Here is a 14,159-nt window from a genome sequence, read left to right on the forward strand (position 1 = left end):
TGGGCAACCCTAGCCCGTCAGGCTCGCCATCTCCCGCGTGCGTACGACGGCCTCGCCGGCCTCGTCGCTGGCCGCGAGGTCGACCTCGGCCCGGATCACCCAGTCGTGGTGGCCGTCGGGGTCGTGCAGCGTCTGGGTGACCACCCAGGCCTCGGGCCCCTTCTCGACGCTGAGCAGCGCCGGCCCCCGGGCGTCGGCGTCGGTGAGCAGGCGGTCGTGCTCGGCGTAGTAGTCGTCGATCGCGGTGTCCCAGTCCTGCTCGCCCCACTCCGCGTCCTCGTCGAGCGCGGCCAGCGCCGCGACGTCGTCGCGCGCGACGAGCTCGACCCGGCGCCACAGCGCGTTGCGGACCATCACCTCGAAGACCCGCCCGCGTTGGCTCAACGGGCGCGGCGGAGGCGGTGGCTCGTGGTGGCTGACCTGGGCGGAGGCGTGCGCGGGGTCGGCCAGCGCCTCCCACTCGTCGAGCAGGGAGGAGTCGACCTGGCGCACGGTCTCGCCGAGCCACTCGACGAGCAGGTCCAGCTCCTCGGTCCGGTACGACGCGGGCACGGTCTGCCGCAACGCCCGGTAGGCGTCGGTGAGGTAGCGCAGCACCAGGCCCTCGGAGCGCGCGACCTGGTAGCGCGCGACCAGGTCGGTGAAGCCCATCCCCTGCTCCCACATCTCCCGCACGACCGACTTGGGCGCCAGCGCGTCGGGCGAGAGCCAGGGGTGGCGCTCGCGGTAGGTCTCGAAGAGCGGCTCCAATAGGTCGGCGAGCGGCTCGGGCCAGGTGATGTCCTCGACGAGGGCCATCCGCTCGTCGTACTCGACGCCGTCGGCCTTGAGCGCGGCGATCGCCTCGCCGCGCGCGGCATGGCGTTGGGCGAGCAGCAGCGGCCGCGGTGCCTCCAGGGTCGCCTCGACGACGGAGACCACGTCGAGCACGAAGGTGGGGCTGTCCGGGTCGAGCACGTCGAGCACGGCCAGCGCGAAGTGAGAGAGCGGCTGGTTGAGCGCGAAGTCCGCCGGCAGCGCCTCGGTGAGCACGTAGCGACGGCCGAAGGCGTCGACCTCGTCGAGCCGGGTGATCACCTCGGAGGTCACCAGGCTGCGGGCGAGGCGGACCGCGCGCTTGGCCAACCGCAGCTGGGTGCGACGGTCCTCGTGGTTGTCGGTCATCAGCCGCCGCATCACGGGGAACGCGTCCTCCTCGCGGGAGAGCACGTTGACGAGCATCGCGTTGTCGACCTTCATCTGCGACTTCAGCGGCTCGGGCCTGCCCTCGACCAGCTTGTCGAAGGTCTGCTCGGTCCAGACCACGGTGCCGGCCGGCGGCTTCTTCAGCTGCGCCTTGGAGGCCCGCTTGGCCTGCTTCTCGGCGCTCATCGCGGCGTTCTTGGCCGCCGCCTTGGCCTTGGCCTTCTCGTTCTCGATGACGTGCTCGGGAGCCTGCACCACGACGTAGCCGGCCGTGTCGAAGCCGGCTCTGCCCGCCCGCCCGGCGATCTGCAGGAACTCCCGGGTCCGCAGCACCCGCTGGCGCGAGCCGTCGAACTTCGCGAGCCCGGTGAAGAGCACGGTGCGGATCGGCACGTTGATGCCGACGCCGAGGGTGTCGGTGCCGCAGATGACGGTGAGCAGCCCGGCCTGGGCGAGCTGCTCGACGAGGCGGCGGTAGCGCGGCAGCATCCCGGCGTGGTGGACGCCGATGCCCTGGCGCAGCAGCTTGCTCAGCGTCTTGCCGAAGCCCGCGGCGAAGCGGACCGGGGCCAGCCGCTCGGCGATCTGGTCCTTGCGGTCCTTGGCGAGCGCGGTGTCGAGCCGGCCCGGCCCGGCGAGCAGGGACACCGCGTGCTCGACGGCCGCCGCCTGGGTGAAGTGCACGACGTAGACCGGGCCCTGGCCGGTCGTCACCAGCTCGGTGAGCTTCTCCCCCATCGGCTCCAACGACCAGGAGAAGTCGAGCGGGACCGGCCGCTCGGCCTGGTCGACCACCGAGGTGGGCCGGCCGTTGCGGCGGGTCAGGTCGGCGGCGAGCTCGGTCGTGTCGCCGAGGGTGGCGGACATGAGCAGGAACTGGGCCCCGGGGAGCTCGATCAGCGGGACCTGCCACGCCCAGCCACGGCCCGGCTCGCCGTAGAAGTGGAACTCGTCCATCACGACCATGCCGACGTCGGCGCCCGCGCCCTCGCGCAGCGCGAGGTTGGCCAGCACCTCCGCGGTGCAGCAGATGATCGGGGCGTCCGCGTTGACCGCGACGTCGCCGGTCAGCATGCCGACGTCGGCGGCGCCGAAGACCTCGACCAGGTCGAAGAACTTCTCGCTCACCAACGCCTTGATCGGCGCGGTGTAGAACGTCACCCGGTCGTCGGCGAGGGCGGCCATCGCCGCGGCCATCGCGACCAGCGACTTCCCGGAGCCGGTCGGCGTGGCGAGCACGACATTCTCCCCGGCCAGCAGGGAGAGGATCGCCTCCTCCTGGTGGTCGTAGAGCGTCAGGCCCTGCGCGTCGACGTGCTCGAGGATGGCGTCGTAGGCGTCAGGCATCACGGGCTCTCGGGTGGGCGGTCGCGAAGACCTCGCGCAGGTTGTCGACCGTGACCAGCGTGTAGACCTGGGTCGTGGTCACCGAGGCGTGACCGAGCAGCTCCTGGACGACGCGTACGTCGGCGCCACCGTCCAGCAGGTGCGTGGCGAAGGAGTGGCGCAGGGTGTGCGGCGAGACGTCGCGGGTGACCCCCGCCCGCTCGGCGGCCTTGACCAGCACCGCCCACGCCGACTGGCGGGAGAGCCGGCCGCCACGGGCGTTGAGGAAGAGCGCGCCTCCGCTGGCCGAGCTTGTCGAGGCCCCCGCGACCAGCGCCGGCCGGCCCCGCACGAGGTACGCCGACAGCGCCTCCCGCGCGAACCGGCCCACCGGCACCAGTCGCTCCTTGCCGCCCTTGCCGCGCAGCAGCAGGGTGTCGTCCTCCGCCAGCCCCGAGACGTCGTCGACGTCGAGGCCGACCGCCTCCGAGATCCGGGCACCCGTGCCGTAGAGCACCTCCAGCAGCGCCCGGTCGCGCAGCGCGAGCGGGGTTCCGGGCGCGCCGGCGGCCTCCAGGATCGCCTCGACGTCGGACAGCGGCAGCGCCTTCGGCAGGCGCTTGGCCGGCGTCGGCGGCTTCACCCCCGCGGCCGGGTCGAGCTGCGCGAGCCCGTCCGCCACAGCGAACTTGTGGAAGCCGCGCACCGCCACCACCGTGCGCGCCGCCGACGACGCGCTCAGCGGCGGGTGCTCGGCGTCGCCCTCGCGCAGGCGCATGAGGAACTCGGTGACCGTGGCCTCGGCGACCCCGTCGAGGTGGTCGATGCCCGCCCCCGCGAGGTGCTCGCGGTAGCGGCGCAGGTCGCGACGGTAGGACGACAGCGTGTTCGCCGCCAGCCCCTTCTCGACCGTCAGGTGGTCCAGGTAGGTCCGGACCGCACGGTCCACCGCACCTGCGCCACTCACCGGGTCAGGCTAGCGCGTCCTCCAGCGGCACCGACGCGATGCCGACCGCCTCGCCGACCGGCGCGTTGGTGAGCCGCCCGTCGTGGGTGTTCAGGCCCAGGGCGAGGCCGGCGTCGGCCCGGCACGCCGCCTGCCAGCCCTTGTCGGCCAGCGCGACGACGTAGGGCAGGGTGGCGTTGGTGAGCGCGTACGTCGAGGTGTTCGGCACCGCGCCGGGCATGTTCGCCACGCAGTAGAACGTCGAGCCGTGCACCTGGTACGTCGGATCGGCGTGCGTGGTCGGACGGGTGTCCTCGAAGCAGCCGCCCTGGTCGACCGCGATGTCGACGAGCACCGAGCCCGGCTTCATCTGCGAGACCAGCTCGTTGCTGACCAGCTTGGGTGCCGCGGCGCCGGGGATCAGCACCGCGCCGATGACCATGTCGGCCTCCCGGACCTGCTGCTCCAGGGTGAGCTTGGAGGACGCCAGGCCGTGCACCCGGTTGCTGTAGCGCCAGAAGGACATCCGCAGCTTGTCGAGGTCGGTGTCGAGCAGGGTGACGTCGGCACCCATGCCGAGCGCGATGTTGGCGGCGTTCTGGCCGGAGACACCGGCGCCGATAATGACGACCTTGGCGTTGGCGACCCCGCCGACGCCGCCCATCAGCACACCGCGGCCGCCCTGGGCCTTCATCAGCGAGTACGCACCGACCTGGGGCGCCAGGCACCCGGCGACCTCGGACATCGGGTAGAGCAGCGGGAGGGCGCCGGACGGCAGCTGCACGGTCTCGTAGGCGATGCCGGTGACCTTGCGGGCCAGCAGCTCCTCGGTGAGCGGCTTGTCCGCGGCCAGGTGGAGGTAGGTGAAGAGGGTCTGGCCCTCGCGCATGCGGTGGTACTCCTCCGCGACCGGCTCCTTGACCTTGAGGACCAGGTCCACGCCACCGTCGGTGCCCCACGCCTCCTCGGGCGAGGCGACGATCGTGGCGCCCGCGGCGACGTAGTCGGCGTCGTCGATCGAGGACCCCACACCGGCACCGGCCTGGACGACGACCTCGTGGCCGTGGGCGACCAGCTCGTGCACGCCGATCGGGGTGATCGCGACCCGGTACTCGTGGTTCTTGACTTCCTTCGGCACGCCGACGCGCATCGCGGTGACCCTCCTGCTCGCGGGCGTTCCGATGCGGATTCCCCGTTGAACAGAAATGCTGAAGGCAATCCGAGCCAGCCGCTAGAGGGTGGAGCGATTATTCGCCGTCACCGGGGAAGGCCGGATCGGATCATCGGCGATCAGTCCGGTGACGCGGATCGCACCGAACCGGATTCGGCGGGCCGGCCGCGCAGGTGCTCGAAGATCAGGCTGGTCTCGGTCATCGCCACGTCGCGGGTGCCGCTGAGGTGGTTGACCACGAACTCGCGCAACTCCTCCGAGCCGGCGGTGGCGACGTGGATGAGGAAGTCGTCGGCGCCGGCGAGGAAGTAGACGTTGAGGACCTCCGGCAGCTGGGTCATCGCCTGCGCGAAGTCCGCCAGCTCACCCCGCGCGTGCGGGCGCAGCCGGACCGAGATCATCGCCTGCAGCGGACGACCGATCGCCGCCTGGTCGACCTCCGCGTGCGCACCGCGGATGATCCCGCGCTCGAACAGCGAGCGCACCCGGCCGTGGCAGGTCGAGGGCGCGATGCCGACGCGAGCGGCGAGCACGTTGTTGGCCAGCCGGGCGTCGTCCTGCAGCTCGCGGACGATGGCGGCGTCGATCGCGTCCAGCTCGGTCATCGTGCGGCCCGGTCGCGGTGGACCTGCAGCGCCAGCACCACCTGGACCACCGGCCCGTCGGCGACCTCGCCGTCGAGCACCGCGTCCACCAGGTCGGCGAAGGGCACCCAGACCTCCTCCAGGTCCGCCTCCTCGTGCCGCAGCACGAAGTCCCCGCGGTCGGCCGGGCTCAGGCCCTCGGCGAGGTAGTAGTGGATCTTCTCCGCGGAGTAGCCCGGCGAGGAGTACGTCGAGAGCAGGTGGGTCCAGCGCTCGGCCTCCAGCGCGACCTCCTCGCGCAGCTCACGGCGGGCCACCTGCTCGGGGTCCTCGCCCGGGTGGTCGCACACGCCGGCGGGCAGCTCGACCAGCCGGGCCTGGGCCGGGTGGCGGTACTGCCGGATGCACAGCACCCGGTCGTCCTCGTCGAGCGCGAGCACCACCGCGGCGCCCGGGTGCTCGACCACCAGCCGGCGGAAGGACTCCTCGTCGTGGTCCCCCGGGCGTCGTACCTGGTCCGAGCGCAGGGCCAGCACCCACGCGTCACGGTGCAGGTCGGTGGACGACTCCACCGGCCACGACTCGAGGACGTCGCGGAGTCCGGCCACCGGCTCAGTCCTCGTCGGCGGGCTCGGGGTGCAGGCCGGACTCGTCGATCTCCAGCCGGGTCTCGCGCTGGCGGGAGATCGCCGCCCCGACCAGGCCCGCGAACAGCGGGTGCGGGCGGGTCGGGCGTGAGCGCAGCTCGGGGTGGGCCTGGGTGCCGACGTAGTAGGGGTGCACCTCGCGCGGCAGCTCCACGAACTCGACGAGGTCGAGGTCGGGGTTGATGCCGGAGAACACCAGGCCGGCCTCCTCCAGCGGGGCGCGGTAGGCGTTGTTGACCTCGTATCGGTGGCGGTGCCGCTCCTCGATGGTCTCCGCGCCGTAGGCCTCGGCCGCGAGCGAGCCCGGCGTCAGCGCCGCCGGGTAGAGGCCCAGGCGCATCGTGCCGCCCAGGTCGCCGGCGCCCTCGACGATCGACTTCTGCTCCTCCATCGTGGCGATCACCGGCTCAGGGGTGTCCGGGTCGAACTCGGTGGACCCGGCCTTGCTCAGGCCGAGCTCGGTGCGGGCGTACTCGATGACCATCGACTGCAGACCCAGGCACAGCCCGAGGGTCGGGATGCCGTGCGTGCGGGCGTAGGTCAGCGCGCCGAGCTTGCCCTCCAGGCCGCGGATGCCGAAGCCGCCGGGCACGCAGATCGCGTCCACGTCCGCCAGGTGCTTGGCCGCGCCCGACGGAGTCTCGCACTCGTCGGAGGCCACCCAGAGCAGGTTGACCTTCGCCTCGTGGGCGAAGCCGCCCGCGCGCAGCGCCTCGGCGACGGAGAGGTAGGCGTCGTGCAGGTCGATGTACTTGCCGACCAGGGCGATGCTCACCTCCTCCTTGGGGTGGTGCACCCGGCGCAGCAGGTCGTCCCACAGCGTCCAGTCGACGTCGCGGAAGGGCAGGTTGAGGCGTCGTACGACGTAGGCGTCGAGGCCCTCGCGGTGCAGCACCTTCGGGATGTCGTAGATCGAGGGCGCGTCGGCGGCGGTGACGACCGCCTCCTGCTCGACGTCGCACATCAGCGCGATCTTCTTCTTGATGCCCTCGGGCAGCTCGCGGTCGGCGCGGCACACGATCGCGTCGGGCTGGATGCCGACCTGGCGCAGCGCGGCGACGGAGTGCTGGGTGGGCTTGGTCTTCAGCTCGCCCGACGGGCCGATGTAGGGCACCAGCGAGACGTGCAGGAAGAAGCAGTTGTCGCGGCCGATGTCGTGGCGCACCTGGCGCGCGGCCTCGAGGAAGGGCAGCGACTCGATGTCGCCGACCGTGCCGCCGATCTCGGTGACGACGATGTCGACCGCGTCGGCGCCCGTGCCCCGGCCCATCGCGAGGATCCGGTCCTTGATCTCGTCGGTGATGTGCGGGATCACCTGGACGGTGTCGCCGAGGTACTCACCCTTGCGCTCCTTGGCGATCACCGAGGAGTAGACCTGTCCGGTCGTCACGTTCGCGATCTGGTTGAGGTCGGTGTCGAGGAAGCGCTCGTAGTGGCCGATGTCGAGGTCGGTCTCCGCGCCGTCGTTGGTGACGAACACCTCGCCGTGCTGGAACGGGTTCATCGTCCCCGGGTCCACGTTGAGGTAGGGGTCGAGCTTCTGCATCGTCACCCGCAGGCCCCGCGATCGCAGCAGGCGACCGAGGCTGGACGCCGTGAGGCCCTTGCCGAGCGAGGAGGCGACGCCTCCGGTCACGAAGAGGTGCTTTGCCTGTCGATTCGTGCCGCTGCCGGAAGCCATGTTCACGGGATTCCACCCTACTACGAGTTGGTGCTCAAGCCGTACGTCGGCGCGCCAGGTCGAGCAGCTCCCGCGCGTGCGCGAGGGCCGTGTCGGACTCCGCCAGGCCCGCGAGCATGCGGGAGAGCTCGCGCTCACGACCCGCGTCGTCGAGGGTGACCAGGCCGGAGCTGGTGATGGTGCCGTCGCTGGACTTCTCCACCAGCACGTGCCGGTCCGCGAACGCGGCGACCTGCGGCAGGTGGGTCACGACCAGCACCTGGGCGTCGTCGGCCAGGGTGGCGAGGCGGCGGCCGATCTCGACGGCGGCGGCCCCGCCGACCCCCGAGTCGACCTCGTCGAAGACGAACGTCGGCACCGGGCTCGTGCCGGCCAGGCAGACCTCGACCGCGAGCATCACCCGGGAGAGCTCACCGCCGGAGGCGCCCTTGTGCAGCGGGCGCGGCTCGGAGCCGGTGTTGGCCGCGAGCAGGAACTCGACGTCGTCGAGCCCGCTGCGCCCGAAGCGCACCCACCGCTCCCCCACCCGCAGCACGTCGGCCGGCGGGTGGTCGGCATCGGCCGGCGCGTCCACGGTGCGGGGCGCCACCCGGATCGTCACCTGGGCGTGCGGCATCGCCAGCAGGGTCAGCTCGTCGCTCACCGCCGCCGACAGCTTCTCCGCCGCGGCCACCCGGGCCTGGCTGAGCGCCGCACCCGCCTCGGCGAGGTCGGCACGCAGGGCGCGGGACCGGGCAGCGAGCTCCTGGATCCGCTCGTCGGTGGAGTCGAGGTCGAGCAGCCGCATCGCCGACTGCTCGGCCCAGGCCAGCACGTCGTCGACGGTCTCGCCGTACTTCCGGGTCAGCCCGATCAGCGCCGCGCGTCGCTCCGAGACCGCCGCCAGCCGTGCCGGGTCGGTGTCCAGCCGTGCGGCGTACGACGCCACGTCGGCCGCGACGTCGGAGAGCAGGTAGCCCACCTCGGCCACCCGGTCCGCCAGCGCCGCCGCGTCGGGGTCGTGGTCGCGCACGCCCTCCAGCAAGCCGCGGGCCGCGGCGACCGCGCCCATCGCGTCCGGGGAGCCGTGCTCGCTCGACAGCGCCTCACGGGACTGCTCGGCCGCGCCACGCAGGGTGTCGGCGTGGCCCAGCCGCGCCTCCTCCGCCGCGAGCTCGGTGTCCTCGCCGGGCTGCGGCGCGACGGCGGAGACCTCCTCGACGCCGTAGCGGAGCACGTCGGCCTCGCGGGCGCGCTCCCGCGCGGTCGCGGTGACCTCGGCCAGCTCCTGCTCGGTGCGCACGAGCTCGTCGTGCAGGCCGGCGTAGCGGCCGTGCAGGTCGTCGAGCGCCCCGAACCGGTCCAGTGCATGGCGCTGGGTCTGCGGCTTGAGCAGCCGGTGCTGGTCGGACTGGCCGTGCACCGCCACCAGCGGCTCGGCGATCTCGGCCAGCGTCGAGACCGGCACCGCCGCGCCGCCCGCGAACGCCCGGGAGCGGCCCTCGGCGCTCACGTTGCGCGCCAGCACGATGCCGTCGTCCTCGACCTCGCCGCCGGCGTCCTCGACCGCGGCGGCCAGACCGGGCGCGGCGCCGGCCGCGATCAGGCCCTCCACGCGCGCCTGCTTGGCGCCCGCGCGGACCGCACCGCTGTCGGCCCGACCGCCCAGCAGCAGGCCGAGCGCGGTCACCACCATCGTCTTGCCGGCACCGGTCTCGCCGGTGATCACGGTCAGTCCGGGCCCCAGCTCGAGCACGGAGGCGTCGATGACGCCCAGCGAGCTGATCCGCAGCTCCTCGATCACGACAGCTCCCCCTGCCCGCGGGCCCGGGCCTCGCGGCGCAGCTCCGCCGCGCCTCGCCAGCCCTCGACCGAGAGCCCGAACTTCGCCACCAACCGGTCGGTGAACGGCGCCTCGTGCAGGCGCACCAAGCGCACCGGCCGCTGTCCGCGGCTCACCTCGATCCGCGCGCCCGGGGGCAGGTCGACGCTGCGCCGGCCGTCGCACCACAGCACGCCCGAGCCCTGGTTGCCCTCGAGCACCTCGACCGCGATCACCGACGAGGGCGCCACGACCATGGGCCGGGCGAACAGCGCGTGGGCGCTCAACGGGACGATGCACAGTGCCTCGACCTGCGGCCACACGACCGGGCCGCCCGCACTGAAGTTGTACGCCGTCGAGCCGGTCGGGGTCGCGCAGACCACCCCGTCGCAGCCCCAGCGCGACAGCGGCCGGCTGTCGATCTCGACGACCACCTCGAGCATCCGCTCGCGGGCGGCCTTCTCCACGCTCGCCTCGTTGACCGCGAAGGTGGAGTAGACCTCCTCGCCGTTCACGAACGCCCGCACGGCCAGCGTCAACCGGTCCTCGGTGGTGTAGCGCTGGTCCACGATCGCGTCGATCGTCGCCGCCACGTCCTCGTGCTCGGCCTCGGCCAGGAAGCCGACGTGGCCCAGGTTGACCCCGAGCACCGGCGTCAGGCTCTCGTGGGTGACCTCGGCGGCCCGCAGGATGCTCCCGTCGCCGCCGATGACCACCGTCAGCTCGCAGCCCTGGCTGGCGTCGCTCTCGGAGTCGGTCAGCTCGACCGCGGGCTCGTAGCCCGCCGGGTCCAGCCCCAGGTCCTCGGCCTCGGAGCGCAGCAGCCGCACGACGATCCCGTGGCCGCTCAGCTCCTTGACGAACGCCCGCGCCACGTCCCGCGCCTCGTCACGCCGGGTGTGCGCGAGCACCAGGACGCGCCGGGGCACGTCCTGCTCGGTGGTCGCCGGCTTCGTCATGGCCCCACCTTCTCATCCGGGTCCGACGTACCGCGCCGCACGACCTCCGCGATGGACGCGTCGTCGATCTCCGCCGGGCCCTTGCGCAGCCACACGAAGAACTCCACGTTGCCGGACGGTCCCGGCAGCGGGCTCACCGTGACCGCCCGCGCACCCCAGCCGCGCTCGGCCGCCGCGTGGGCCACGCCCAGCACCGCCTCGGCACGCAGCTCGGGGTCACGGACCACTCCGCCCTTGCCCACCCGGTCCTTGCCGACCTCGAACTGCGGCTTCACCATCAGCGCCAGGTCACCGTCGTCCTTGGTCACCCCGAGCAGCGCGTCCAGGACCAGGACCAGGGAGATGAAGGACAGGTCCCCCACCACCAGGTCCACCGATCCGCCGATCCGCTCGGCGTCCAGGGCGCGCACGTTGGTCCGGTCGTGCACGACCACCCGCTCGTCCTGCCGGATCGACCAGTGCAGCTGGCCGTAGCCCACGTCGACCGCCACGACCTCCGCCGCCCCCGCCCGCAGCAGGACGTCGGTGAAGCCGCCCGTCGACGCCCCCGCGTCCAGACAGCGCCGGCCCTCGACCGACAGCCCGGCCCCGCCGAACGCCGCCAGCGCGCCCACCAGCTTGTGCGCGCCCCGCGAGACGTAGTCGGGACCGTTCTCGCCCTGCATCACCACGATCGCGACGTCCGTGGTCACCCCGGTCGCCGCCTTCGAGGCCAGCGCACCGGACACCTTGACCCGGCCCTCGGCGATCAGCTGGGCGGCGCGCTCGCGGGACGGCGCAAGGCCGCGTCGTACGAGCTCGGCGTCCAGGCGCAGTCTGCGCGGTGGCACTAGGACGCGTCGGGCGGGTTGTCGAGCGTGTGGCGCAGGCCTGCGTGGGCCTCCTCGAAGACCGGTGCGTGCTCCTCCAGGGGCCTGCTCTCCAGGCCCGCGACGAGGTCGAGCACACGGTCGACGGCATCGATGCCGGTCGGCATGGGCGCCGGAACGGGTACCTCGGTCATGGCGCGAGGCTACCGCGCCGCACCGCTCGCCGCGGGGAGCCCGGCCGCGGTGATGTCGACCACGGCGCCGGTGCGGTCCAGGTGCGCCCACGCCGTCGCGGCCGCCACCCGCCAGGCGTCGTCCGGATCGCCCGTGCCCGCCTGACCGGCACGGTCCTCGACCACCTCGAGCGCACCGTCGACCACCCGTCCGCGCCAGCCCGCCAACGTCCACTCCGCGCCGTCCTCCTCCGGCGCTTCGTGGGCCACGCCGAGCCCACCCAGGTCGCCCGCCAGGTACGTCGGCCGCAGGGCCTCCGGCGCCGCCACCAGCTCCGCCAGCCCCGTCACGCCGGTCAGGACCAGGAGCGAGTCCACGCCAGCGTTGCGCGCACCCTCGATGTCGGTGTCGAGCCGGTCGCCCACCATGAGCGGACGGCGGCCGCCCACCCGTCGTACCGTCTCGTCGAGCAGAGGCCGTTCCGGCTTGCCCGCCACCGTCGGCGTCACACCGCTGAACCGGGTGAGCATCTCGACCTGCACGCCGTGGCCGGGCGCGACGCCGAAAACGGTGGGGATCGTCCGGTCGGCGTTGGAGGCGATCCAGGGCAACCCGTCCCGGATCCGCACCGCCACCCGCATGATGTCCCGCCAGGCCACGTCCGGCCCGTAGCCGGTGACCACGCCGGCCCCGTCGTCCGTCGCACCGACCGGCGCCAGGCCCGCCTCGCGCAACGCGGTGTCCAGGCCCTCGGCCCCGAGGAGCACGACCTCCGCCCCGGCGCCCCAGCGCTCGGCGGCCACCCGCGCCGCCGCCTGGGCACTCGTCACCACGTCCTCGGTCTCGGCGCTCACCCCGAGCTCCCGGAGGTGCGCGGCGACCGCTTCCGGCGGCCGGGCGGCGTTGTTGGTGACGAACGCGACCCGCACCCCTTCCTTCCGCACCGCGGCGATGTGGTCGGCCGCGCCGGGCACCGCGTCCGGACCGATGTAGACGACGCCGTCGAGGTCCAGCATCGCCAGGTCGTAGGTCTGCGTCAGCGGGCCGGTCGATGTACGCAACACAGGTCCACCTTGCCAGCAGCGACCACAGCGCCCTCCGTACGATGCCCAGGTGGACCCCGCAGCACTCGTGACACCGCCGTACGTCGCGGGGCCACTGCGTCTGCTCCCGTTCCGGGGCCTCATGCTCACTCCGTCCCGCGTCGGCAACCCGGCCACGGGTCGCGCCTTCGCCCGCCCCTACCGCGACGTCTCGGCACGCCTCCTGCGTTGGCAGGCCCGTGGCTACGTCAGCCACGACGCTCTCCCGGCGCTCTACCTCCACGAGTACACCTCGGCCGGGATGACCGTCCGCGGCCTGGTCGGCGCGCTCGACGTGTCCCGGCGCGCCACCAGACCCGACGACCGCGCCGTGCTCCCCCACGAGGGCATCCACCCCGCACAGGCCGACGACCTGGCGGACCGGATGGCGGAGATGGAGCTCAACCCGGCGCCGATCCTGCTCGTCCATCGTGGCACCGACCGCCTCCGCGGCGTCCTCACCGAGGTCACCCGGGGCGAGCCACAGCACGCGTTCACCGACCGCAGCGAGCAGCAGCACCGGATCTGGGCGATCCGCGACGCCCCGACGCTGGCCACGATCGCCGACGAGCTCGCCGACAGCCGCGCCCTCATCGCCGACGGGCACCACCGCTACGCCGCCTACCTGCGTCTGCAGCGCCGCCAGGCAGGACCGCTCACGGGCACCGCAGCCACCGACTACGGCCTCGCGATGCTCGTCGACCAGGGCGCGACCCCGCTGTTCCTGGGGCCGATCCACCGCACCCTGGCCGGCACCTCGCTCGACCACCTGCGCGACGCCGTGCTCAGCGTCGGCCTCTCCTACGAGGAGCGGCTCCAGCCCGATGCCGTCGCCGCGCTCTCACCGCACCGGTTGGCTGCCACCGACGGCGACCGGTGGGCCGTGGTCACCCTCGACCCTGGCCTGCGCGAGGCCGCCGTCGAGACCCTGCACCGTCGGATCGTGCCCGCCCTACCGCACGGGCCCAGTGCCCTGGCGTACCACCACAGCGTCGAGGACGCCCTCGGCGCCGCCCGTCAGCACGCGGTGTCGGTGCTGATGCCGGCACCATCGGTCGACCTGGTCCTCGAGATCGCCGAAGCCGATCGCCTGCTGCCGGAGAAAGCCACCTCCTTCCAGCCCAAGCCGAGCCTCGGCGTGCTCATCCGGTCGCTGCGCGACGTAGCACCCGAGCCCCGGTGACCTCGACCTCCACCCGCGACATCGTCCGCTCCCCGACGCGGTAGAAGCGCCGGCGCAGCGCGCCCTCGACCTCCACCTCGTCACCTTCGTGCCATCCGGCCATGGAGCGCCGTGGTCGCGACGCCCAGGCGGCCAGGTCCACGACGTCCATCGTCGGGCCCCGGCGGCCCGAGGGCAGCGTGCGCACCTGCGTGCGGGGCACGGCGATCCGGCACACGCACAGCTCGTCACCACTCGGCAGCGTCCGCAACCGCGGCTCCACCGATATCCGGCCCGCCAGCCGCACCGCGTTGTCGTCCATGAGAAGTCCTCCGTCCTTGTGTTTCTCCGAGTCTGCGTCAGACCACCGATCTCATGGCCGGTCAGAGCCCGGACCTGTGGAGAACCCACGGCGAGGCACCGCCTGTGGACAGCTGATGGACGTTCCTGGGACTGAAAAGCAATAAAAACACCGAAGGGCCAGCATTTCTGCTGGCCCTTCGGCGAATGTTTGTCCGGCGGCGTCCTACTCTCCCACAGCCTCTCGGTTGCAGTACCATCGGCGCTGGCAGGCTTAACTTCCGGGTTCGGGATGGGACCGGGTGTTTCCCTGCCGCTATGGCCGCCGTAAC

General features: G+C 72.9%; 13 protein-coding genes and 1 rRNA gene. 1 reads left to right on the forward strand and 13 read right to left on the reverse strand.

What is annotated here, in order from left to right; all coding sequences use genetic code 11:
* Nucleotides 1-9: 9 nt before the first annotated feature.
* The 11 genes from MRBLML1_RS15010 to MRBLML1_RS15060 form a co-directional block, all read right to left on the reverse strand.
* Nucleotides 10-2,532 carry a DEAD/DEAH box helicase gene (locus tag MRBLML1_RS15010; RefSeq protein ID WP_364517257.1) on the reverse strand — a complete coding sequence of 841 codons (2,523 nt, stop codon included), beginning with the start codon at nucleotides 2,530-2,532 and terminating at the stop codon, nucleotides 10-12.
* Nucleotides 2,525-3,478: a site-specific tyrosine recombinase XerD gene (gene xerD / locus MRBLML1_RS15015; RefSeq protein ID WP_364517259.1), complete on the reverse strand. Its 954-nt coding sequence runs from the start codon at nucleotides 3,476-3,478 to the stop codon at nucleotides 2,525-2,527. Before xerD ends, MRBLML1_RS15010 begins: the two co-directional genes overlap by 8 nt.
* 4 nt (nucleotides 3,479-3,482) lie before the next feature.
* Nucleotides 3,483-4,607, reverse strand: a complete 1,125-nt coding sequence (gene ald / locus MRBLML1_RS15020; RefSeq protein WP_364517261.1) for an alanine dehydrogenase — start codon at nucleotides 4,605-4,607, stop codon at nucleotides 3,483-3,485.
* Nucleotides 4,608-4,747: 140 nt separating this feature from the next.
* On the reverse strand, nucleotides 4,748-5,233 hold the full coding sequence (locus MRBLML1_RS15025; protein ID WP_364517263.1) for an Lrp/AsnC family transcriptional regulator: 486 nt from the start codon (nucleotides 5,231-5,233) through the stop codon (nucleotides 4,748-4,750).
* Nucleotides 5,230-5,820: an NUDIX hydrolase gene (locus MRBLML1_RS15030; RefSeq protein WP_364517265.1), complete on the reverse strand. Its 591-nt coding sequence runs from the start codon at nucleotides 5,818-5,820 to the stop codon at nucleotides 5,230-5,232. The genes MRBLML1_RS15025 and MRBLML1_RS15030 overlap by 4 nt, the downstream gene beginning before the upstream one ends.
* Nucleotides 5,821-5,824: 4 nt before the next feature.
* Nucleotides 5,825-7,540, reverse strand: coding sequence for a CTP synthase (locus MRBLML1_RS15035; protein ID WP_364517313.1), 1,716 nt, complete (start codon nucleotides 7,538-7,540; stop codon nucleotides 5,825-5,827).
* Nucleotides 7,541-7,574: 34 nt separating this feature from the next.
* Nucleotides 7,575-9,323, reverse strand: coding sequence for a DNA repair protein RecN (gene recN / locus MRBLML1_RS15040; RefSeq protein ID WP_364517267.1), 1,749 nt, complete (start codon nucleotides 9,321-9,323; stop codon nucleotides 7,575-7,577).
* Nucleotides 9,320-10,300 carry an NAD kinase gene (locus MRBLML1_RS15045; RefSeq protein WP_364517269.1) on the reverse strand — a complete coding sequence of 327 codons (981 nt, stop codon included), beginning with the start codon at nucleotides 10,298-10,300 and terminating at the stop codon, nucleotides 9,320-9,322. Before MRBLML1_RS15045 ends, recN begins: the two co-directional genes overlap by 4 nt.
* Entirely contained in the window at nucleotides 10,297-11,130 is an 834-nt protein-coding gene (locus tag MRBLML1_RS15050; protein ID WP_364517271.1) for a TlyA family RNA methyltransferase, read from the reverse strand. The genes MRBLML1_RS15045 and MRBLML1_RS15050 overlap by 4 nt, the downstream gene beginning before the upstream one ends.
* Entirely contained in the window at nucleotides 11,130-11,303 is a 174-nt protein-coding gene (locus tag MRBLML1_RS15055; RefSeq protein ID WP_364517273.1) for a hypothetical protein, read from the reverse strand. Before MRBLML1_RS15055 ends, MRBLML1_RS15050 begins: the two co-directional genes overlap by 1 nt.
* Nucleotides 11,304-11,312: 9 nt before the next feature.
* The gene (locus tag MRBLML1_RS15060; RefSeq protein ID WP_364517275.1) at nucleotides 11,313-12,347 is read right to left on the reverse strand and encodes an HAD-IIA family hydrolase; all 1,035 of its coding nucleotides are present in this window, start codon (nucleotides 12,345-12,347) and stop codon (nucleotides 11,313-11,315) included.
* A 49-nt stretch (nucleotides 12,348-12,396) separates the two neighbouring features.
* Between MRBLML1_RS15060 and MRBLML1_RS15065 the strand changes: the two genes are divergently transcribed.
* Nucleotides 12,397-13,548 carry a DUF1015 family protein gene (locus MRBLML1_RS15065; protein WP_364517277.1) on the forward strand — a complete coding sequence of 384 codons (1,152 nt, stop codon included), beginning with the start codon at nucleotides 12,397-12,399 and terminating at the stop codon, nucleotides 13,546-13,548.
* Here the strand turns inward: MRBLML1_RS15065 and MRBLML1_RS15070 are convergent.
* Nucleotides 13,508-13,849 (reverse strand): single-stranded DNA-binding protein, encoded by a 342-nt coding sequence (locus MRBLML1_RS15070; RefSeq protein WP_364517279.1) that lies wholly within the window; start codon nucleotides 13,847-13,849, stop codon nucleotides 13,508-13,510. The genes MRBLML1_RS15065 and MRBLML1_RS15070 overlap by 41 nt on opposite strands.
* Before the next feature lie 191 nt (nucleotides 13,850-14,040).
* A 5S ribosomal RNA gene (rrf, locus tag MRBLML1_RS15075) occupies nucleotides 14,041-14,157 on the reverse strand.
* Between the last annotated feature and the right edge of the window lie 2 nt (nucleotides 14,158-14,159).

The sequence above is a fragment of the Nocardioides sp. LML1-1-1.1 genome, from assembly GCF_040676175.1.
GTDB lineage: Bacteria > Actinomycetota > Actinomycetes > Propionibacteriales > Nocardioidaceae > Nocardioides.

Bases quoted from the DNA above. Each gene is read 5' to 3' on its own strand.
- MRBLML1_RS15010 (WP_364517257.1), bottom strand. From the start codon at position 2,532: ATGCCTGACGCCTACGACGCCATCCTCGAGCACGTCGACGCGCAGGGC.
- MRBLML1_RS15035 (WP_364517313.1), bottom strand. From the start codon at position 7,540: ATGGCTTCCGGCAGCGGCACGAATCGACAGGCAAAGCACCTCTTCGTG.
- ald (WP_364517261.1), bottom strand. From the start codon at position 4,607: ATGCGCGTCGGCGTGCCGAAGGAAGTCAAGAACCACGAGTACCGGGTC.
- MRBLML1_RS15070 (WP_364517279.1), bottom strand. From the start codon at position 13,849: ATGGACGACAACGCGGTGCGGCTGGCGGGCCGGATATCGGTGGAGCCG.
- MRBLML1_RS15045 (WP_364517269.1), bottom strand. From the start codon at position 10,300: ATGACGAAGCCGGCGACCACCGAGCAGGACGTGCCCCGGCGCGTCCTG.
- MRBLML1_RS15055 (WP_364517273.1), bottom strand. From the start codon at position 11,303: ATGACCGAGGTACCCGTTCCGGCGCCCATGCCGACCGGCATCGATGCC.
- MRBLML1_RS15025 (WP_364517263.1), bottom strand. From the start codon at position 5,233: ATGACCGAGCTGGACGCGATCGACGCCGCCATCGTCCGCGAGCTGCAG.